This is a genomic window from Pseudoflavonifractor phocaeensis, assembly GCF_038439875.1.
GTDB lineage: Bacteria > Bacillota > Clostridia > Oscillospirales > Oscillospiraceae > Vermiculatibacterium.
Genome location: NZ_JBCDMT010000003.1, coordinates 1 through 18,872 on the forward strand (window position 1 = coordinate 1; position 18,872 = coordinate 18,872).

Here is an 18,872-nt window from a genome sequence, read left to right on the forward strand (position 1 = left end):
CGCTTCTCGGACTGCTTCCTCCACCCGGACATAGACGGCGGGTTCCAAGGCGTAGCGCTTTTGGTAGCGCAGGCGGGTCACCTGCTTGTCGTCCAGGTAGGCCAGGCCGTTGAGGGCGTCCAGGACGAGCTTCAGGACATTGTCCGCGTCAGGCTTGGTAAGGGGCACCAGGTCCCCGGAGAGCATGGCCTGCTGTTTATACTTGGGGGCGCTCCTGGGGATGGGGTGGTAGGCCTTGATGGTGACGGACACCGGCCCCTCCAGGGGAACAATGGGGCCGTGGACGGCACGGCGGAAGTGCCACTGGACCTTGGCCTCAAAATCCTCGGTGGCTTTCGGGGTGTAGACATGACCTCCCCTGGTCATCCGCGGCCGGTCCTTCCCGTGAATGCCGGGGACGGTAAACTCAACCATGAGCCTCCTCCAGCGCCCGCGTCCCCCGGTCCAAGGCTTCCATGATCTCCCGGCAGGCCGATGCCAGTTCCGTGTGTCCCTGGCGCTCATCAAGCCTCGCCAACATCGACCATCGGTAATGCTCAGATTGAAGGATCTCAGCCGCTTCTTGGTTTGTCATGTATATCACTCCTCAAACGGAACCGGGGCGCCGCCCAGGTCCACTAAAGTCGTTTGTTCCGCCATTCGCTCCCAGCCGTAGGCCTTGGACGGCCCTTTCCCGGGTGGGTAAAACCGGCATGAATCTGAATCAAACTCCAACCCGACCTTACCCCGCTTCCCCCGGTTGCGGACCTTCATCACGTAGACCAGAGAGGAACATCCCTCGTTCTCGGCCTCCTCGTCGGAGAGCCGCCGCACAGAAAACACGTTATCCGCAAGATTGGCGATATCCCCGGAGCCGGATATGTCGTCCCCGTCCGTCACCGGTTTGCCCTGTTGGGTCTTCCGGGGATGGGCCACCAAGTGGACATGTACCCCCTGGGCTTTGGCAAATCGGGTCAACCGCTGGGTAAACATGGACTGAGCCCGGTAGAAATCCCGGTCCCCCGAGAGGCGGGTGGTCATGATGTTGTCCACCAGGAACACGTCGCAGCCAAGGACACGATTTGCGTAAGTAAACTCATCCAGGATACGGTCCTCATCGTGGGCGGAGCCGTCCCGGATGTCGTTGAGGTAATACCGCCCGGCCCACCACTCATCCACCCGCCGGGCGGCCATGGGCTGGGCGCAGCTTATCTGCTCCCCCACCTCCGGGTCCTGGAACAGATCCAGGTGTCCGGGCCCAACCGCTTGGACCAGGGCCCAGGCCTTGAACTGTCCGGCGGGCAGCTCCCCGGAGTAGGCGCAGACCTTGTGCCCTTGGTCAATGGCCTCCAGAAGGATCTGACTCAGGAGGGTGGACTTTCCCTCCCCCCGCTTGCCTGTCCAGACGGACAGTTCCCCGGAACGGAAACCACCGGTGAGCTTGTCCAGCACCGGCAGGCCGGAGAGCGTGCGGGGGACCTCCCGCTCATCCAGGACCGAGACCCGGGCCAGCTCTAGAAGCCCATAAGAGGGCTCCATCACCGCCCCGTACAAGAGGCCATTGATCTCACTTGGCAGATGGGCTTCCAGGAAAGCCGTGATGGAGGGATACCCCCCAAAGGCCCCCTCCCGTGGGGAGAGCACCGGCAGGCCTCGAACATGGCGCCGCACCTGCTCCACCAGCTCCCGGTCCGGGGAAGCCACGAACACGAAGGGGAACTGAGACAGCCAATCCCCGCAGTCCTTCACGTCCTCCCACCGCCCCGTCACTGAGAGACAGACGGCGTTGACACCGACGGCCTGCACATCCTCCGGAGACTGACACCACCAAAGGCCGGTGCTCATGCTCGGGTCGATCATCCGGGGCTCGCAGAGAAGGACGCCCTCAAAGCAGAGTGGGCCCATAGCCGTCATCCTCCTCTCCGGCAGATGGTCCGGGAACCTCCGGCAGCTTATCCTCCCATCGCTCCTGGTTCAGCCAGGTGGCGGGGTTTGGTATGTACTGACCCCCGTCCCTACTCCATTGGCTGCTGCACTTCTGCCGCTCCACGGCGGTCAGGAGTGATCCAAGCGTCGTCTTCTCCAAAGCGAGCTCGAATGCTTTCCTAGCAGGCTCTTTGCCAACTTTCTTCGGGTACTTGGACCAAAACTCCTCGAACTCCGCCCCCCGCTGGGGGGTATGGGGGGTATTCTTCTTCTCCTTCTTCTTTTTCTTCTCTTTGGCATCGTCGGCATTGCCGGATATGCCACGGCATCCCGGGGCATTCCATCGTTTTTTTGCCTTCTCCGCCTGTGCCGCGGCATATCCCTCGTACTTCTTGGCGTCCCTGTCAATCTGAGCGGCAATAAAATCAAAGGCATACGCCTCATTCCCGGGCTGGTCAGGCGTCAAGCCGGTTTCACTGTATCTCAGAAGGGCCCGGAACAGCCGCCCGGCCTCCTCATCGGTGAGGCGGGCCATGGCCTGTAAATAGCTGTGGTATGCGCAGAAATACTCCCTCGCCATTGGACCTCACCGCCCATCAAAACGAGAGGTCGCCGTCGTCGCCTTCCAGATCGGCGAAATTGTCACCAGAGACGTCCACGCCGCCAGCCGGTCTCTGGTACGCCGGAGAGGTGTTGGCGCTGTCGCCGCCGGGTTTGCCGTCCCCAAAGTATACGTTGTCAGCCACCACCTCGGCGGCGGTGCGCTTGTTGCCGTCCCGGTCCGTATAGGGGCGGATCTGGAGGCGGCCCTCCACCACGGCCATCCGGCCCTTGGTGAAGTAGCGGCTCACAAACTCCGCGGTCTGGCGCCAGGCGACCACACTGATGAAGTCGGTCTCCTTCTCGCCGGTCTGCTTGTTCTTGAAGTCACGGTCACAGGCCAGACGAAGGGTGGTGACGGGGACGCCGCTGGGGGTGGTGCGCATTTCTGGGTCCGCCACGAGGCGGCCCTGCAAAATGATCCTATTGAGACTCAACTTACCTTCCTCCTGTTCTGGCGCTCTGTCATATGAAGCGCCGCATGGGCTTGGAATGTCATCAGGGCCAGATTTTCCAGCCGATTGTCATCCCGTATATGGTTGATGTGATGAACTACATAGCCTGCTGGAATATACATGCCAAGCGCACGCTCCATTACCAGGCGGTGTTTCATCACGTAGCCTTCTCGACTTGCGTTAGGATGCTGGGGACAGTAGACTGCGATATAACCATCGTCCCGCTTTTTTTCGTGGCCACCGAACTCGTAATCATCTCGCTTCCTCCTCCCGGTAGCCTTTTGTGAAAGAAGCGACTTTTGTTCATCGGTCAATTTTCGTCCCTTTGCGGCTTGACCAATTTTTCGCCATGCTTCATGTACCTTTTCGCTCGTCTCGTAGTCATGGGTACTCCTGCTCTCGATTCCACAACGGCGAAGTTGTCCAAGTACAGCGGATGCGGAACAGCCCAGTTCATCGGCTATTTGATACATGGTTTTCCCATCGTCACAGTATGCTTTTTTCAAGTAGCTATCAAAGCCAGGAATGTCTTTGAACATTTTCTTTCTGCTCACGCTATGCCCCCCTCCCTTCCGGGGTCATGTTTGTTCTCAAAGTGCTCACAGGTGTCATAGTCCCTCCGCAGTTTCAACCTCGGGAAGCAACAATGCCCTGAATTAAACGGCCACCCGTCTTTACGGTAATGCTGATAAAAATGCTTGCAGTTGATACAAAATGGTGTTTCTTGGGTCAGGTTGTGGCAATAAATTACTAGGCGTTCATGTACGTTCATGTTTAACCCTCCTTATATTACGTGCGTTTTGCACGTTGTCCTTGCTCATATAATAACGTACAATGTGCACGTAGTCAAGAGCATTTTTAGGAGGATCATTATGTTTGGAAAAAGATTGCGCTCAGTCAGAATGGCAAGGAAAATTACACAACAAGGATTGGCTGATATGGTGGGGTTGGCATTAAGGAGTTATCAGTGTTACGAACAGGGCGTCCGAGAACCGTCGCTTGATATGCTAGTAAAGCTTGCTGATGTATTAGAAGTGCCTACTGACTATCTTCTCTGTCGGGATTTGTCTCTCTTAAAATCCTTTGATGGATTTCAGTAAAATCTTCTAGCGAATCCCATATCTCAAAATCGCCTGTCCGGTCACCAGCTTCGATTTGTTGGTAGTAACGCAAGCTAATACCAAGCTTGTCCGCCATGGCTTGCTGTGTCATACCTTTCGCTTTACGAGCGTTTTTAAGGTTTTCACGCATCCTTTTTCCTCGCTTTCAGCTTCCAGATGCGGCAGAGGGTCTTGTCCAGCACGATCCCACCTGGCAGGTGGTACCGCTTGAAAAAGTCGGCGTCCGCCATCGTGTGGGCCTCCTGGTGGTGGCCCCGGCAGACCGGAAGCGCCTCCAAACCCTCGTGGCAGATGTCGTGCCGGTCCCGGCCCATCCCTACCCGGTCCACATGGTGCAGGTCGGCCGGGCCGCCGCAAACACAGCATTTTTTAGTCATCAGGCAATAGTAGATGTAGTCCCCCACGTCGTCCACGTAGTCCAGCAGAGAGAACCGGCAGGGGATGTCCCAATCCAGAATGAAATGGATCAGGAACCGTTGAAAGGCGCATACCAGGGACACGGGGGCATTGGACAGAGAGAAGATCTTGTCTGCCGTCTCCCCCAGGTCCTCCGCCAGGAATTTGAGTTTCATGTACTCTTTGGTGGAGTCCGCCCCCATGCCGGTGTAGTCGCTGATCTCCCGGAGCAGGGCGTAGCACATGTTCCTCTGCTTGCCGGACAGCGTTCGGGCGTCCACGAGCTGGACAAGGCACTCCCGGTATTGCCGCTTGGTGAGGGTGAACCAATCGTCATAGTGGGCCTGGATGGTCACCGTGCCTGTACGCTCGTCGATGTCTGTGATAACGCCCTTCACCGTGTCGATGGGCGTTTTCATGCCCCCTCACCTTCCGCCGCTTTCCTGGCTGCCTTAGCACACTTGGCGCACAGAACCCTGCCGGTTCTCTCCTTGCTTCTCTTGGCCAAGATAGCCGCCTTGATAAGCTGTTTCCCGTCGAAGTAGTCAGCAAATCTGGCCCCGCACTCCTCGCAGTACACAGGCTCGTCCTCTTCCGGGGGAATCCTGTTCCCGGGCTTTTTCTCCTCCTCGTCCAGCTCCGCGCTGGAGATCTTGTCCGGGTCATCTCCAGTGGGAAGGGCAAACGTGCGCAACCACATGTACTTGAAGGCGTAGGTCATGGCCTTCCCGCTCCCCTTATCCTGGCTGTCCGCGCCGTCACCGCAGGAGACGATCTCGATGTACTCCTCCGGGTTCTCCACGTTCACCAGCCGGTACACCACGTCCACGTGGGTGATTTGCCCCGTACGAGAGGCGGTCTGAGAGATTGGGAACACCACCAGCCTGTGCTTAAGCAGCTCCGCCCGCATGATGGATGTGACCTTCTCTTCCGACAGGGCCTTGTACTTTGTGGAACCGAACTCCACCTTGTCATCCTTGGCGAGGTATTGCACATCCGCCATGATGGCGGCCATTTTTTCATAGAGATTCATGCTTGTTCCTCCAAATGAAATTGTTTCAGCCCGGCCCACCGAAGGGACTCCCGAAATGTCCTGGGCACATCCCTTCGTTTGGCAAGCTCGCCGTCCACCCAATCAAGGACTTCCATCTGGGCCTCGGCCAGATCATCTTCCCTGGCCTTTTCCGCCTTGCAGCTATGGCACAGGGCGCCGGGATCGTAGTCATCCAGGGAACAGATTTCTCCCAGCTCCTTGCCGCAGCGGGCACAGCGCTGATATCGGATCGTGCCGGGGATAATGGTCTCACGGATGGGCATTGACTTTTTGCCTCCGTTCTGTTATCTTGTGGGTGGAATCTTTTTCTTTGCTGCCGTCCTCGGTGTCGTTACCACCGGGGGCGGCTCTTTTTATCTCTTCAGGCGGAATGGCTTCCCACAGCGTCACCCGTTTCCCCTGTCGGTTCCTGACCTTTCCGATGGGTCTGACCTTCCCCTTTTTCTTCAACTCCGTAAGCCTGGGCATGACTTTGCCGTTATCCATAAAGCCCATGGCGGCCATGAGCGTCTCCGCCATCATGGGGCCGTCGTTCAAGAGCCTTTGGTAGATTTTCTCCCGTCTGGATTTGGCCTCTTTCCGGCTCTCGTAGTACGCCTCCCGCCGGGTCTCCTCCGGGATGCTCACAGCACCCACCTCCCCAGGCCAATGCCGGCGCAGACACAGACCGCAACGAGCGTCAGGCCGGTGGCGATGCCCCAAAGTCTCTGACGGAAGCGTTTGATCTCCGTCGTCGAGCGGTGTTTCACCCGCTTGCCTTTGTAGTTCATTGAGTTTTCCCCCTTTCCTGAAAGCCTCCGATGGCAAGCCATTCATCAGCGGACAGCTTGCATTCATGGGCCAGTCTCCGCGCCGTTGCCAAGGTCATTTTGCCGGGGTCCTCTTTCCATCGCCAGATACTTGTCCTCCCAACGCCAAGCTTTTTCGCCAGCTCATTATCGGGCACATTCGTATCCACACGGTGACGCCTCAGCGCCCTGGCGAGAACTTCGTTGCTTTTTTTGTCCCGCTCCTGCTGACGGAGCTCGGGGGTATAGGGTCTCACTCTAGGCATGGTTTGTCTCCTTTCTTATTTGCTGGAGTTGTTGGTAGGCTTGTCCCCCTTTGCCGAAAGTAGTAGAATGTGGGCAAAGGGAGGTGGATACTATAAATATTCCTGAATTTGATATGATGGTTTTAGCTGATATAGTCGATTGTAAGAGTGGGTGGTCTCGGGAAGAATTTGTTGCCAAGCATGGGTCCGAAATATTGAAAACCGTGGACTTCCTGCTTGAAAACCAGTTAATTAAAGAGCACTCTCACAACCTTGCTCCGTTCCTTCCACCCGGATCAGACTACACAGACCCACCTTTGGGAAACCTCACAGCGACAGATACAGGTCGAATAGAAGTTAAGCGGTGGAGGGCCAAAACATCGCTGACCGCAAAAGAACGGTGGAAAGAGCGGCTCATAGGTGCTGGGGTTACTGTCCTTGTCTGGCTTCTGCAAGAACTTATAAAACGTGCATTATAAGTTTCGCCAGAACGATCAGTGCAAAGGCAAACCCCGCCCCCTCCAAGTAATAACGCATAAGGTTCCCTCCCCTACTTTCACGCACTGTCCCGGCCTGAATAGAATTTTTCGCTTCCGTTTACCTCCACTCTGGCTTATGGTAGAATGACAGTCGAATGGGGGTAATTTCATGTCAGAACACAATGATCTTGATATGGATATTCTTGAATTTATTAAGGAGCATGAACCGGTTAGCCTGAGTGCTATCGTTTAGGCCTACCAGGAATCTCCGAAGTGGAGTTTCGAGTAAAGGAAATGTGTCCCGGCAGGTGTTATTTGGCTCCACGCACTCAGCATACTCAGCATACAAACGACCGCGCTCTGATCCGGCAAGATGTCCGAACATACCTTGATGGTGCATTGACAAAAGAGGAATATCTGGACTCCTACCGTTTGACCGATATGGGACACAAGGTATTACAGGATTACAGACACACTGCAAAAAATAAACGCAGAGAACTCTGGATTAAAAATGCATGGATACCGATTCTCGTTTCGCTGGCTACAAACTTAGTAATAGACGGGACAAAATGGTTACTGCCACAGATAATAGAATGGTTGTCCCATATTCATTGAAAATTTTTCTCACTGATCTATTCCCTTCCTTTGATAAATTCCTCTGCGCTCACCTGTTTTTTCCTCCTTTCTGTTTTTAGTGGAACGACACAATAAGTGCCGCCAGAGCCAGGGCTAAAACACCCCATTGAATCACCTCATACAAATTGGGGTGATTCTTTTTTAACCAGGACCACATTTTTACGCCTCCTTTTTATGTGGGACGGTTACGTGAATTTAAATCACGCTTTGATCAAAAAAAATATAATTTACATCTGCCATAGAAAGATTGAGAAGGCTGGCCAAATTCTTAATTTCACTGTTTTTAAATTCAGTTTCACCTTGAATCTTATTGTAAAGCGCCTGCTCTGAAAGGCCAAGAATTTCTGCAACCTTACGGTTGGTAATACCTGCTCGTGCTATTGAGGCTCGAAGCTCCGGATAGTTCATATTTACCACCCCCTTAGTGAATTTAATTCACACCAAGATAGTACCACCGTTGTGAATCTATGTCAACACTATTTTGGAATCTTTTAAATTTTTGTTGACACAAATTCACGCACGTGATATTGTCTTTATAAAGCTGGAGGTATTAAAATGGAAACGCACGAAATGATTAAAGTACTAAGAGAAAACCTTGGCCTATCTCAAGAATCTTTGGCTGAAAAGGTTGGATACAAGGACCGCTCTTCCATTGCAAAAGTAGAAGCCGGACTAGTTGATCTGAGCCAAAGCAAAATTGCCGCCTTTGCAAACGCTCTGGGCGTCTCCCCTGCACAGCTTATGGGAATTGATGAAAAAAATCCTCCCGCCCAAGTGAACGAGAGGATTTGGAAGAAAATATGCTCTGACCCCGCAAAGCTTATTCTTGCGACATGGATAGCCGAACTTGATGGAGATGATCTTGCAAAGGTTTCCTCAGTTCTAGCCGCAATACTTGAGAAAAGAACTCCTCAAGCTCCTCGGGACTGAGTTGTTGCAAGTTCTCAATTACCCACTTTCTTTTCCATTCATCACTATGTACTTCTCCTTGGGGCGCCCCTCCCTTCTCGTTACTTGGCCGTTCAGACTGCTTCATCTTGAGTGCCCCCTTTCCCTGACCAGATTTCTCCCCTCGATGGACACATTGTAGTACATTTGTTCCATCCAGTCAAGATAAAATGTTTCCATCTTTGGGGTACAACTATCGTACCAAATAAGGTGTCCCATAAACAGGTCTCAGAGCAGTTTCCAGACATTAACATGTCCCCCTTCCATTTGCTTAGTAGACACCGTAGCATCGACAGCGCAACTAGATTTTCGACAGTTTTCGCCCGTTATCGTTATGTCGATAATTGTTGATTGATTTGCAACGGTTTGCGGGGATAAGTTTTTTGATTTACCCGACCCGCTCTCCCAAAAACAGATTTACAAAGTACCCCTGGCCCTTCCCTGTCACCTTGGGTGTCTTGTTTACCCGGATACTGCCATCAGGATTGGTAATGGAGGTCTCTTTGATCTCAAACAGGCCTTGTTCCATAGAACGCTGGGTGGGCATGTTATAGTCGGTGCCGTTGCGACGGATCAGATAGCCGTTTTCTCGCAGCCAAGCAAAAAGTCGGTTCTGACCAATGTCGACACCATTTTGCTTGATGAGCTTTGCCAGCTCTCCCACCAGGATCGAGGTTTTGGCGGTAGCCACGGCGTCGGCAAAGAGCACCTTAGGCTTGTCCGCCTCCGCCTGGGCCTCCAGAGCCTTTCTCTTGGCTCGTTCCTCCTTCAGAGTAGTAGCGAGCTGGATGATGGTGTCTGGGTCTGTCAGGGCCTTCTCGATGATTTCAGGGGTCATGTAAGCGCCATGACGGCGAATGGTGGGGAGAACTTCGTCGAAGATCCAGCTCTCAAAGCGGCCAGCACCAGGAAGCTCCGAGCTGGCGGCGAGACGGTAGATGTCGCCCTCGGGGATAAAGTTGGTGAGCTGCTTGCCTCCGCCGGTAAGGAGGTGGCGTTTTACCACCCCCTTGCAATGGAGCTTAATAGCGTTGGTTGGGTCTTTGTAGCCGAGTGATATTGCCACGTCTTTGGCGCAAAAAAGAATTTTTTCTTTCTCCTCCACCGTGCGGATCTGTCCAAACTCGGCGCTGTTAAAAATTCGAAGTTCGCTCATAAAGTCTCCTTCCTATCATTCTTTTTCGTTGTTGCATTTTTGGGACGACCTGGTTAAAAAAATTTTTGCGGGATCTGCGATTTTTAAAATTTCACATATTCTATCCGCTTCACTGATTGTAAACTCACGTCTGCCCTGAATTTTTCTACTCATTGAATTTTCAGATATTCCGATGCTATAAGCTAATTTCCCTTGTGTCATCCCGTGTTCAGCGAGTGCTGCCCTCAAAAGTCTAGCATTCATATATTTCACCCCACATCGTTGCGTATTTGGGACGACCATATATTAACCCCAAATGGTTATGGCTGTCAACCCATTTGCGCAACTTTTTTAAAATATAGTTGCATAAATGGGCCAAACGGGTTATACTTACCACATGGAGGCGGTTATATGCCAATAATACCAGAGGAAAACATGATTGATATTGCCAATCGAATCAGGGGCCTCCGAGAGAAACTCGGATATAGTTATCAACAATTAGCCGATGCGACCGGTATGAGCAAATCTACCTTGCAGCGATATGAAACTGGTGGAATCAAGAATGTACCGATAAGCAAACTAAACATTTTAGCCAATGCACTTCATTCTACCCCAAGTTACTTAATGGGATGGGAAACCAACGAAGACGAGTTAATTGGAATTGCAGATGCCATGGAGGCTGCGCAGAAAAGCTCTTTCTCTAATGATGAATTTACTCGGGTTAAACGCAGTGGGCACAAACAAGATGGCTCCCAATTATGGTGTATCTCCGATTGCACCGCAAGGGAACTTCAACTCTTAGCCCAATACTGGCGTCTCAACAGCATTGGCAAAGCCGAAGCTGAAAAGCGCATCAAGGAGTTAGGCGCCTTGACTGAATATGTATCTGCGGAGGCTGTTGATGCGGACCAAGAATTTTCCGATTTACAGGACTATATCAAACCTAAAATAAACGACAACTAAAAAACCGCCCCCGGTGCTGTCACACCGAGAGCGGAAAGGGGCAGAAAGCTTTGTGGGCCTATCTGCCCTTTTATTCTACCAAGAATAGGAGGAAAAAGCAATGAAAACAAAACTGCCAACGCCGCAACTGCTCCCGTCTGGCCAGTACCGATGCCAGGTCATGGTGGCCGGCAAGCGGGTAAGTGTGGTAGAGCCAGATCCGGATATGTGCCAGGCAAAGGCTATCGCATTAAAGACTGGTATGATCGACAAGCAGGAGGAGCGCCGCAAGTCATTATCCTTGCAGGATGCTATCGATCAGTATATTGAGCTGAAAGAGCCTGTTCTCTCCCCTTCTACTGTCCGAGGTTACTCCACCATTAAAAAACATCGCTTTCAAACAATCATGAACCAGAATATCTATACCCTGGAAAAAAGTGATATTCAAAGAGCCGTGAACCTTGAGGCGAAGAAAGTCTCCGCAAAAACCGTATCCAACGCTTATGGTCTGATTCGACCTGTTCTAAAAGAATATGGAGTCGATGCATTTGGTGTTAAGCTGCCCCAACGGATAAAGCCAATAAAACGTTACCTCCAGCCAGATGATTTGGGGAAATTGATCCAGGCCTCTGAAGGTGATAGCTGTGAGGTTCCTATCCTCATTGCCGCCTGGTTAGGGATGCGCCGATCTGAGATTATCGGTCTCTGGTGGGATTGTGTTGACTTCGATCGAGGCGCCATTACAGTGCGCCGCACAGTCGTACCAAACAAAGAGAACAAGTGGATTCTCAAGGATGGGGCTAAAAATGAAAGCAGCCAAAGGACCATTTCATGCCCAGATTACATTATGAAGAAACTAAAAGAGCTTTACACCCCGGAAGCAAGCGGGCAGATCTTTAAGATCCACCCCGACACGCTCCGCAGGCACATCCATAAAGTCTGTCAGCGAGCAGGTATAACTGATACCACAGTTCATGGACTAAGGCATACCAACGCCGCTGTGATGAAGTCTTTGGGGATCGATGACGGGCACGCCATGGAGCGCGGTGGATGGACAAACGAGACAACCTACAAGAAAACGTACTCGTACGTTTTTGACCAAGCCGCCCAAGAGGGCGATGCCAAAATCAACGATTATCTTGAAAAACTGCACACGAATTTACACACGCAATAACAGATCGCTTAGAGCCACAATGGATATAACGGTTTTTCGCCAAAGTTCAAATCCCTCCTTCTCCGCCAAAGTCCGAAGCATTGAGTTTCAATGCTTCGGACTTTTTTATACCCCTCCCTCCCGGCCGGACCCGTGACCACGCGCCCTCGTCCGGCATATCCTGGGGTACACCGATAGGAGGTGTCCCGCATGATTATGCAAGCCGTCGTGATCGAGGTGCAGTGGGAGCGCCTGCTCGTGCTGGATCTCGATACTCGGCAAAATGTCATTGTAAATACCCCAAACGCGGGTTGGTTCCGCCCCGGCACCCTCATCCGCATCTGGTATAACGGCGTGATGACGAACAGCATTCCGCCGCAGATCTCCGCGCTGAACATCATCGCCGTCCCCCAAGACTCTTTTCCGCCGTTCCAACCCCCCGTGGGCTGTCCCCCCGCAGGCTGTCTGCCCGTGATGCGTCCACCGGTGGTCCTGCCTCCGATCCTGCTCCCGCCGGTGTTCCGGCCTCCCATGCGTCCTCCGGCCCGCCCGCCCCATAACCGCCCCGGCAGACCCAGATGATCCAGAGCCGCCCCTTCCAGGGGCGGCTTTTTCATTGTCCGGAAAATATTGCATTTGCAAAATAGTTACAAAACAGTTACAATCCAAACAGCCTTGCAAGGGAAATAAATCAACGACAGAGAGGTGTTTCCAATGAAGAAAATTTGTACCTACCTTGTCGCCGCTGCTTTGACCGGCACTGTGCTTACCGTTTCCGCCGCCGCCGCCCCCATCACTATGACCGTGTACCAGGGGAATGCCGCACAGATGCCGTCCGGATATCAGATCCAGGCGGGCTCCTGCCAGCTCGACCTGTCGGATCTTTTCAACAACGGCCTGAACGGGCTTCTGTCCAACTGCCCGGATCTCACTCCGCCGGGTCAGCTGCCTGATTTCCCCGGCGGAGAGACGCTCTGGCCGGAGCAGACGCCGGACGCCCCCGGCGGAGAGAATACGCCCCCCGCTGACGAAGGCTCCCTCTCCAGCTACGAGTCCGAAGTGGTCCGGCTGGTCAACGACGCCCGCCAGGAAAATGGTCTCCAGCCCTTGGCGGCCAGTGGGGAGCTCTCCCGCGTGGCCCGGATCAAATCTCAGGACATGGTGGATCAGAATTACTTCTCCCACACCAGCCCCACCTACGGCACCCCCTTCCAGATGTTGACCTCCTTCGGCGTGTCTTACCGCACCGCGGGGGAAAACATCGCCTACGGCCAGCGGACGCCCCGGGAGGTGGTGGCCGCCTGGATGAACTCTCCCGGCCACCGCGCCAACATCCTCAACGCCTCATACACCCAGCTCGGCGTAGGCTATGTGGCCAGCGGGAACTATTGGACCCAGCTGTTTACTGGCTGAATCAGCGCACCGGAGGACAAAACGTCCTCCGGTGCTTTTTTATGGCCGCATCCTCCGCCGCGGGTATAAAATCCTCCGGTCCGCAGAACATAGGGAAAACCACTTGGCTGAAAAAGCCAGGACAGGAGGAACTTATGGACAGGAAAAAGTGGTACTGGATCATCGGCACCGCCGCCGCCATTGTGATCGCCGCATTGATCTGGGGCGCCAGCACCTATAAAAAAGCCCCCGGCACCAGCCCGAAACCCACCGCCACAGACGGCGGCCGGATGGATCACGCCGGCATGGACCATAGCTCCGAAGGACAAGAGCCCTCCGGCCAGCCGGAGGACTTCAATCTGCGCGGTTACCTGGAGGACCAGGACGCCATCATGGCGGCCATGATGACGGACATGGAAAACATCGAGCACTCGGGCAGCGCCTCCATCGACTTTCTGACCGGGATGATCCCCCACCATGACGCCGCCATCAATATGGCCCAGAGCTATCTGAAATACGGCGGCGCCCACGAGGTCCTGGCCCCTCTCGCCCAGGATATCATTACGGCCCAGACCGCGGAGATCGAACAGATGCAGGACATGATCGAAACGCTGCGGGAAACAGGCGCCTACGATGAGGCACAGGCCAAGGCCTATCTGGAGGCCTATGACGGGCTGATGGACCATTCCATGTCCCACGCCGCCGCCAAGAGCCTGGACGAGGCCTTTGCCGACGGGATGATCATGCACCACCAGATGGCTGTGGACATGGCCAACGCCATCCTGAGCCACACCGGCGAGGAAGAGGTCAAGGTACTGGCCCAGACGATCGTGGAAGCCCAGGAGAAGGAAATTTCCGAAATGCGGGACGTCCTCAATAATCTGAAGGTCTCCTGAACAAGAGCGCCGCCCTCCGGGGCGGCGCTCTTGTTCCCAAACGGCGGAAAGGGTGATATAATCAATCAGAAAAATTCGCAGGAAAAGGAGAGATTTGAAATGAAGGTCCTGTTTCACATCGACGAGAGCGCCCGCTGGAAAATGGCCCTGGGAAATATTCTGAACATGCTCCAGTATGGGAGGGAAAACACCGAGGCCTTTACCGTCGAGCTGGTGGCGAACGGGCCGGCAGTCCAAGAGCTTCAGCCGGAGGCAGCGGAGCGAGCCAGCCTCTCCGCCCTCTTCGGCGCCCTTGGACCCCAGGTCCGCGTCTGCGCCTGCCGCAACGCCCTCCAGGCCAACGGCATCCCGGCCGGCACCCTCTTCCCTTTTGTCCAGGTGGTGCCCGCCGGCGTCGTGGAGATCGCCGCCCGCCAGCAGGAGGGTTGCGCATACATCAAGCCCTGATCCGCCCCGTGTAATTCCCCGCGGCTCGGGAAAACTATCCCCGAGGTGAGTGATATGCCAAAGGACAGCCAGCCGGACAACAAGCGTGCCCGGCAAAAGAAATGCAAAGGCCAAACGCCCATCACCCGGGAAAACCAGAACCAGAGCCGAAACGCGAAAAAGCACTCCGTTCAAAATAACGACGTGTAAGGGAGACGACATGGCAAAACAGGGAATGAAGCGGCCAGAGCGCACCCACACCAAGCCCCGCAACGAGGTACCCCCGGTGCCCGAACTCCAGGGCAAGGCCAAAACCACCAAACAGAAGGCAAAGCCCATCACAGAGCCATAAACAGCAGCCGCCCCTGTGGCCAAACGGCCACAGGGGCGGTCTCTTTTGAGCGGCATTATTTTGCAAGGATGAATACAAAATGATTGGGACCGGAGCGGCCCTGGTCATACCGGTAGCCCAAGTCGGAAAAAGCCCTGATCTCCCCGGCCCGCGTCACCTGCCGCTCCGCCAGCCAGCGCACCATCTGCCCCCGGGCCATCTTGCACACGGTCCCCTTTTCCACCACCCGGCCCGCCTTCTCCTCCCCGAAGGTACAGGTGAGCAGGCGCACCGACGGCGGCAGGTATGGAACCACGGCCCGGCTGTACTCCTTGGAGGCCAGGTTCAGGACAAAGTCCGTCTCCTCCGCCAGCCGCCGGGCCAGCTTGTCTCCCCAGAACCCGTACAGGTCCCTGTGGCCCCCCACTGCCAGCCTGGCCTGCATCTCCAGGCGGTAGGGTGTCACGCCGTCAAAGGGCCGCAGCAGGCCATAGAAGCCGGAGAGGATGCGCAGATGCTCCTGGAGGAAGGAAAACTGCTCCCGCTCAAAGACCCCGGGGGCCATGTACTGGTACTGGATGCCCACATAGGCCAGGATGGCTGGGGTCAGGTTCCGCTCCAAATCCATTTCCCGCAGCCGGTCCACGTTGAGCTTGGCGATAGAGCTGTTGCATTTCCAGAGAGCTTGCAGGGCATGCTCCGGCATCCCCCGCAGCGCCGTCCGGAGGGTCCGGGCCTCCTCCAGGAATTCCGGCAGGCCGGTACAGGGGAGGCTGTCCACATCCACCCGCATTTTTTTGGCGGGAGAAATGATGATCCTCACTGCCCTTCCCTCCTCTCTAGGCAACACAGAAACCGCTCCTCCGCCCTTCCAAGGCCGTCAAAGCCCGCGCAGCGAACCAACCGCCGGTTCACCGCCCGGTCCAGCATCGGCTGGCTCCGGGCGGCGGTGTCCAGGGTGTAGTCCAGCGCCGTCACATCCTCCCACGCCCGGTTGAGGAAGGCCACCTCCCTCCGGCCGTGGGTCCTGGTATACCCCGCCTGCCCCGCCCGGCGCAGATAGCCTTCCACCTTCTCCGAAGAGATACCGGCGGCCACAAGGCTTCCCCGCAGCCCCTCCTGAAACAGGGCGGGCAGGTCCGCCCAGACGGAGGGGGCCAGGTCATAGAGGACAAAGGTGTACCGGCTCTCGCAGTGGACCGCCAGCAGGCTGGGCCGCCCACCCAGCGGGATGACGTGCAGGTCCCAGCAGTACCGCCGGTCCGGAGAAACGCCGTACGGAAGCATCCCCAGCCCCAGGCGGCGCTGGAGGGGGATGGTCAGCCCCAGCTCCATCCCCTTACCGCCCTCCGTCCGCGCTGTCCCGGGGAATCAGGACCTTTTCGACGCGGTACTTCCCCTGATCCGCCTCCATGACGCACATGGTGAGCTCCAGATCAAAGCGCCGCCTGCCGCAGCTTCCCGGGTTGAGCCACAGCACACCGTTCACGGTCTCCTCCCGGTACCGGTGGGAGTGGCCGTAGACCACCACGTCAACGTCCTTTAAATCCTGGGGCACATCCTTTTTCTTGTGGACCAGGAAGAACCGCACCCCCTCTATGGTGACGGAAAGGTCCTGGGGCAGGTCCCCGGCCCACTCCTTATCGTTGTTGCCCCGCACCACGTAGGTCTCCCCCAGTTCCCGCATGGCTTCAATGATGCCGGGGGTATCCACATCTCCTCCGTGCAGGATCACATCTGCCCCGGCCAGCCGTTCCCTGACCTCATCCCGCAGCAGGCCGTGGGTATCCGACAAAATGGCGATCCGCTTCATCCTGTGTCCTCCTTCCTACCGCGAAAGGCTGTTATCCCGCGTTTCTCTTCTTGTGCCAAAGCCGTGAGACGGCACAAAAAAGGAAGCGCCGGCAAAAGCCAGCGCTTCCTTTTTTGGTGCCGGTGGTGGGACTCGAACCCACACCCTGTCGCCAGGAACGGATTTTGAGTCCGTCACGTCTACCAATTCCATCACACCGGCATATTTTCCTGACGAATTTGTATTATACAGGTTTTTGTTCCCCTTGGCAAGATGTCTTTTGGATTTTTTCTCCCCACCCCAACACTTTCCCTTGACAAGCCACTGGAAATATTGTATGATATTTTATGTTGTAAAGCTATCTGACTTTACATTTTATCTTGAGAGGAGGCACAGCGTGAAAAATCAAGCCTATCGTATGGCCCTGCTGTACGACTTCTACGGCGACATCCTCACGGACCGCCAAAAGGAATTTTACGACCTCTATTATAATGAGGACCTGTCCCTCTCTGAGATCGCGGAAAACTACGGCATCTCCCGCCAGGGGGTCCGGGACGTGATCGTCCGGGCCGAGGGCACCCTCAATGAACTGGAGGACAAGACCGGCATCATCCGCCGGTTCCACGTCATGCAGGACCAGCTCAAGGAGGTCCAGGCGGCGGTGGACGCCATTGCCAAGCGAAACGCGGAGTACCATCAGGACGATGAGGTGGAGGCCCTGACAGGCCGGATCACCGCCATCCTGGACAAGCTGAAGCAGGAGTGAACCCATGGCTTTTGAGGGACTGACCGAAAAACTATCCAACGCCTTCAAAAAGCTCCGGGGCAAGGGCCGCCTGACCGAGGCCGACGTCAAGGAGGCGATGCGGGAGATCCGCATGGCCCTTTTGGAGGCCGACGTCAGCTACAAGGTGGTCAAGGACTTCGTGTCCAAGGTCTCGGAGCGGGCCGTGGGCAGCGACGTGCTGGAGAGCCTCACCCCCGCCCAGATGATCGTCAAGATCGTCAACGAGGAACTCACCGCCCTCATGGGCGGCGAGGACGCCAAGCTGACCATCTCCTCCAAGCCCCCCACGGTGGTCATGCTGGTGGGCCTCCAGGGCGCCGGCAAGACCACCAACGGCGCCAAGCTGGCGGGGCTGATGAAAAAGCAGGGCAAGCGGCCCTTGCTGGCCGCCTGCGACATCTACCGCCCCGCCGCCATCGAGCAGCTGGAGGTGGTGGGTTCCCAGCTTGACATCCCCGTGTTCCAGATGGGCCAGATCAGCCCCGTGGACATCGCCAGGGCCGCCGTGGAGCACGCCCAGAAGCACGGCAGCGACATGGTGTTCCTGGACACCGCCGGACGGCTCCACGTGGACGAGGAACTGATGATGGAGCTCCAGGACATCAAGAACGCCGTGGAGCCCGACGAGATCCTCCTGGTGGTGGACGCCATGATTGGCCAGGACGCCGTAAACGCCGCCAAGGCCTTCGACGACGCGCTGGACCTCACCGGCGTGATGCTCACCAAGCTGGACGGCGACGCCCGGGGCGGCGCGGCCCTCTCCATCCGGGCGGTCACCGGCAAGCCCATCAAATTTGTGGGCATGGGAGAAAAGCTGGACCAGGTGGAGGTCTTTCACCCCGACCGCATGGCCTCCCGCATCCTGGGCATGGGCGACGTGCTCTCCCTCATCGAGAAGGCCCAGGAGAGCTTCGACCTTAAAAAGGCCCAGGAATTGGAGCAGAGGCTCCGCAAAAACAAGTTCACCCTGACCGACTTTTACGATCAGTTGACCCAGGTGAAAAATATGGGATCCCTCAGCGACATCGCCGGGATGCTCCCGGGGGTGGACGCCAAGGCCCTGGAGGGGGCAAGCGTGGACGAGTCGGCCCTGGGCCGCACCGAGGCCATCATCCTCTCCATGACCCCCGCGGAGCGGGAGGAGCCCTCCATCCTCAACAACAGCCGGAAAAAGCGCATCGCCGCCGGCGCCGGGGTCCAGGTCGTGGATGTGAACCGCCTTTTGAAACAGTTCGACGCCATGCGCCAGATGACCAAACAGATGACCAGCCCCCGAATGAAAAAGCTGGCCAAGAAGGGCCGCTTCGGCGGTATGGGCGGCGGCATGGGCATGGGGAGAGGCTTCCCCTTCTGATTTTGTTGGCAAGCGTCTTTCGACGTTTCCAGATATA

General features: G+C 55.8%; 31 protein-coding genes and 1 tRNA gene. 12 read left to right on the top strand and 20 right to left on the bottom strand.

Annotation, left to right across the window (positions count from 1 at the left end):
- From AAEU42_RS04570 to AAEU42_RS04595, 6 genes are all read right to left on the bottom strand, one after another.
- A partial coding sequence (locus AAEU42_RS04570; protein ID WP_342232357.1) for a RusA family crossover junction endodeoxyribonuclease occupies positions 1-414 on the bottom strand: 414 nt, incomplete at its 3' end.
- Complete coding sequence (locus AAEU42_RS04575; protein ID WP_342232358.1) at positions 407-574, bottom strand: hypothetical protein; 168 nt, start codon at positions 572-574, stop codon at positions 407-409. The genes AAEU42_RS04570 and AAEU42_RS04575, both read right to left, overlap by 8 nt.
- A gap of 5 nt (positions 575-579) precedes the next feature.
- Positions 580-1,884 carry a DnaB-like helicase C-terminal domain-containing protein gene (locus AAEU42_RS04580; RefSeq protein WP_342232359.1) on the bottom strand — a complete coding sequence of 435 codons (1,305 nt, stop codon included), beginning with the start codon at positions 1,882-1,884 and terminating at the stop codon, positions 580-582.
- Entirely contained in the window at positions 1,865-2,485 is a 621-nt protein-coding gene (locus AAEU42_RS04585) for a DUF6291 domain-containing protein (protein WP_342232360.1), read from the bottom strand. Before AAEU42_RS04585 ends, AAEU42_RS04580 begins: the two co-directional genes overlap by 20 nt.
- Positions 2,486-2,501: 16 nt before the next feature.
- Positions 2,502-2,891, bottom strand: a complete 390-nt coding sequence (locus tag AAEU42_RS04590; protein ID WP_425288201.1) for a single-stranded DNA-binding protein — start codon at positions 2,889-2,891, stop codon at positions 2,502-2,504.
- Between the two features lie 47 nt (positions 2,892-2,938).
- Positions 2,939-3,514, bottom strand: coding sequence for an HNH endonuclease signature motif containing protein (locus AAEU42_RS04595; RefSeq protein WP_342232362.1), 576 nt, complete (start codon positions 3,512-3,514; stop codon positions 2,939-2,941).
- Between the two features lie 348 nt (positions 3,515-3,862).
- Here AAEU42_RS04595 and AAEU42_RS14560 point away from each other — a divergent pair, with 348 nt between their 5' ends.
- Positions 3,863-4,060, top strand: a complete 198-nt coding sequence (locus tag AAEU42_RS14560; RefSeq protein WP_425288202.1) for a helix-turn-helix domain-containing protein — start codon at positions 3,863-3,865, stop codon at positions 4,058-4,060.
- Here the strand turns inward: AAEU42_RS14560 and AAEU42_RS04600 are convergent.
- The 7 genes from AAEU42_RS04600 to AAEU42_RS04630 are packed head-to-tail and all read right to left on the bottom strand — an operon-like array spanning position 3,999 to position 6,489.
- Positions 3,999-4,211, bottom strand: coding sequence for a helix-turn-helix transcriptional regulator (locus tag AAEU42_RS04600; protein WP_342232363.1), 213 nt, complete (start codon positions 4,209-4,211; stop codon positions 3,999-4,001). The genes AAEU42_RS14560 and AAEU42_RS04600 overlap by 62 nt on opposite strands.
- Positions 4,204-4,896: a putative HNHc nuclease gene (locus AAEU42_RS04605; RefSeq protein ID WP_342232364.1), complete on the bottom strand. Its 693-nt coding sequence runs from the start codon at positions 4,894-4,896 to the stop codon at positions 4,204-4,206. The genes AAEU42_RS04600 and AAEU42_RS04605 overlap by 8 nt, the downstream gene beginning before the upstream one ends.
- Complete coding sequence (locus AAEU42_RS04610) at positions 4,893-5,510, bottom strand: ERF family protein (RefSeq protein ID WP_342232365.1); 618 nt, start codon at positions 5,508-5,510, stop codon at positions 4,893-4,895. Before AAEU42_RS04610 ends, AAEU42_RS04605 begins: the two co-directional genes overlap by 4 nt.
- Positions 5,507-5,794: a hypothetical protein gene (locus tag AAEU42_RS04615; protein WP_342232366.1), complete on the bottom strand. Its 288-nt coding sequence runs from the start codon at positions 5,792-5,794 to the stop codon at positions 5,507-5,509. Before AAEU42_RS04615 ends, AAEU42_RS04610 begins: the two co-directional genes overlap by 4 nt.
- On the bottom strand, positions 5,781-6,158 hold the full coding sequence (locus tag AAEU42_RS04620; RefSeq protein ID WP_342232367.1) for a hypothetical protein: 378 nt from the start codon (positions 6,156-6,158) through the stop codon (positions 5,781-5,783). The genes AAEU42_RS04615 and AAEU42_RS04620 overlap by 14 nt, the downstream gene beginning before the upstream one ends.
- Positions 6,155-6,301, bottom strand: a complete 147-nt coding sequence (locus AAEU42_RS04625) for a hypothetical protein (RefSeq protein ID WP_342232368.1) — start codon at positions 6,299-6,301, stop codon at positions 6,155-6,157. Before AAEU42_RS04625 ends, AAEU42_RS04620 begins: the two co-directional genes overlap by 4 nt.
- Complete coding sequence (locus AAEU42_RS04630) at positions 6,298-6,489, bottom strand: helix-turn-helix domain-containing protein (protein WP_342232369.1); 192 nt, start codon at positions 6,487-6,489, stop codon at positions 6,298-6,300. Before AAEU42_RS04630 ends, AAEU42_RS04625 begins: the two co-directional genes overlap by 4 nt.
- A gap of 146 nt (positions 6,490-6,635) precedes the next feature.
- Here AAEU42_RS04630 and AAEU42_RS04635 point away from each other — a divergent pair, with 146 nt between their 5' ends.
- Positions 6,636-7,043, top strand: coding sequence for a hypothetical protein (locus tag AAEU42_RS04635; protein ID WP_342232370.1), 408 nt, complete (start codon positions 6,636-6,638; stop codon positions 7,041-7,043).
- A gap of 831 nt (positions 7,044-7,874) precedes the next feature.
- Here the strand turns inward: AAEU42_RS04635 and AAEU42_RS04640 are convergent.
- Positions 7,875-8,087: a DUF739 family protein gene (locus tag AAEU42_RS04640; RefSeq protein WP_342232371.1), complete on the bottom strand. Its 213-nt coding sequence runs from the start codon at positions 8,085-8,087 to the stop codon at positions 7,875-7,877.
- A 147-nt stretch (positions 8,088-8,234) separates the two neighbouring features.
- Between AAEU42_RS04640 and AAEU42_RS04645 the strand changes: the two genes are divergently transcribed.
- The gene (locus AAEU42_RS04645) at positions 8,235-8,609 is read left to right on the top strand and encodes a helix-turn-helix domain-containing protein (RefSeq protein ID WP_342232372.1); all 375 of its coding nucleotides are present in this window, start codon (positions 8,235-8,237) and stop codon (positions 8,607-8,609) included.
- A 406-nt stretch (positions 8,610-9,015) separates the two neighbouring features.
- Here AAEU42_RS04645 and AAEU42_RS04650 read toward each other — a convergent pair whose 3' ends face one another.
- Both AAEU42_RS04650 and AAEU42_RS04655 read right to left on the bottom strand, forming a co-directional pair.
- Positions 9,016-9,783, bottom strand: coding sequence for a phage antirepressor (locus tag AAEU42_RS04650; protein WP_342232373.1), 768 nt, complete (start codon positions 9,781-9,783; stop codon positions 9,016-9,018).
- A gap of 15 nt (positions 9,784-9,798) precedes the next feature.
- Positions 9,799-10,026, bottom strand: coding sequence for a helix-turn-helix transcriptional regulator (locus AAEU42_RS04655; protein ID WP_342232374.1), 228 nt, complete (start codon positions 10,024-10,026; stop codon positions 9,799-9,801).
- 171 nt (positions 10,027-10,197) lie between these two features.
- Between AAEU42_RS04655 and AAEU42_RS04660 the strand changes: the two genes are divergently transcribed.
- The 7 genes from AAEU42_RS04660 to AAEU42_RS04690 all read left to right on the top strand — a co-directional run bounded on the left by AAEU42_RS04660 (position 10,198) and on the right by AAEU42_RS04690 (position 14,923).
- Positions 10,198-10,725, top strand: coding sequence for a helix-turn-helix domain-containing protein (locus AAEU42_RS04660; RefSeq protein WP_342232375.1), 528 nt, complete (start codon positions 10,198-10,200; stop codon positions 10,723-10,725).
- Positions 10,726-10,825: 100 nt separating this feature from the next.
- Positions 10,826-11,878, top strand: coding sequence for a site-specific integrase (locus tag AAEU42_RS04665; RefSeq protein ID WP_342232376.1), 1,053 nt, complete (start codon positions 10,826-10,828; stop codon positions 11,876-11,878).
- A 189-nt stretch (positions 11,879-12,067) separates the two neighbouring features.
- Positions 12,068-12,439, top strand: coding sequence for a hypothetical protein (locus tag AAEU42_RS04670; protein WP_342232377.1), 372 nt, complete (start codon positions 12,068-12,070; stop codon positions 12,437-12,439).
- Between the two features lie 132 nt (positions 12,440-12,571).
- Complete coding sequence (locus AAEU42_RS04675) at positions 12,572-13,270, top strand: CAP domain-containing protein (RefSeq protein ID WP_342232378.1); 699 nt, start codon at positions 12,572-12,574, stop codon at positions 13,268-13,270.
- A gap of 134 nt (positions 13,271-13,404) precedes the next feature.
- A complete protein-coding gene (locus AAEU42_RS04680) occupies positions 13,405-14,145 on the top strand; it encodes a DUF305 domain-containing protein (protein ID WP_342232379.1) in 741 nt (246 codons plus the stop codon).
- A 99-nt stretch (positions 14,146-14,244) separates the two neighbouring features.
- Positions 14,245-14,592 carry a DsrE family protein gene (locus tag AAEU42_RS04685; RefSeq protein WP_342232380.1) on the top strand — a complete coding sequence of 116 codons (348 nt, stop codon included), beginning with the start codon at positions 14,245-14,247 and terminating at the stop codon, positions 14,590-14,592.
- 199 nt (positions 14,593-14,791) lie between these two features.
- Positions 14,792-14,923 carry a hypothetical protein gene (locus AAEU42_RS04690; RefSeq protein WP_342232381.1) on the top strand — a complete coding sequence of 44 codons (132 nt, stop codon included), beginning with the start codon at positions 14,792-14,794 and terminating at the stop codon, positions 14,921-14,923.
- Positions 14,924-14,978: 55 nt separating this feature from the next.
- Here the strand turns inward: AAEU42_RS04690 and yaaA are convergent, their stop codons facing one another.
- From yaaA to AAEU42_RS04710, 4 genes are all read right to left on the bottom strand, one after another.
- Entirely contained in the window at positions 14,979-15,725 is a 747-nt protein-coding gene (yaaA, locus tag AAEU42_RS04695; RefSeq protein WP_342232382.1) for a peroxide stress protein YaaA, read from the bottom strand.
- Positions 15,722-16,237, bottom strand: a complete 516-nt coding sequence (locus AAEU42_RS04700; RefSeq protein ID WP_342232383.1) for a DUF6933 domain-containing protein — start codon at positions 16,235-16,237, stop codon at positions 15,722-15,724. Before AAEU42_RS04700 ends, yaaA begins: the two co-directional genes overlap by 4 nt.
- A 4-nt stretch (positions 16,238-16,241) precedes the next feature.
- Entirely contained in the window at positions 16,242-16,715 is a 474-nt protein-coding gene (locus AAEU42_RS04705; protein ID WP_342232384.1) for a metallophosphoesterase family protein, read from the bottom strand.
- Positions 16,716-16,829: 114 nt separating this feature from the next.
- Positions 16,830-16,916, bottom strand: a tRNA-Leu gene (locus AAEU42_RS04710).
- A gap of 175 nt (positions 16,917-17,091) precedes the next feature.
- Between AAEU42_RS04710 and ylxM the strand changes: the two genes are divergently transcribed.
- Both ylxM and ffh read left to right on the top strand, forming a co-directional pair.
- Positions 17,092-17,460 carry a YlxM family DNA-binding protein gene (ylxM, locus tag AAEU42_RS04715; RefSeq protein ID WP_342232385.1) on the top strand — a complete coding sequence of 123 codons (369 nt, stop codon included), beginning with the start codon at positions 17,092-17,094 and terminating at the stop codon, positions 17,458-17,460.
- A gap of 4 nt (positions 17,461-17,464) precedes the next feature.
- Positions 17,465-18,835 (top strand): signal recognition particle protein, encoded by a 1,371-nt coding sequence (gene ffh / locus AAEU42_RS04720; RefSeq protein WP_342232386.1) that lies wholly within the window; start codon positions 17,465-17,467, stop codon positions 18,833-18,835.
- Positions 18,836-18,872 lie beyond the last annotated feature (37 nt).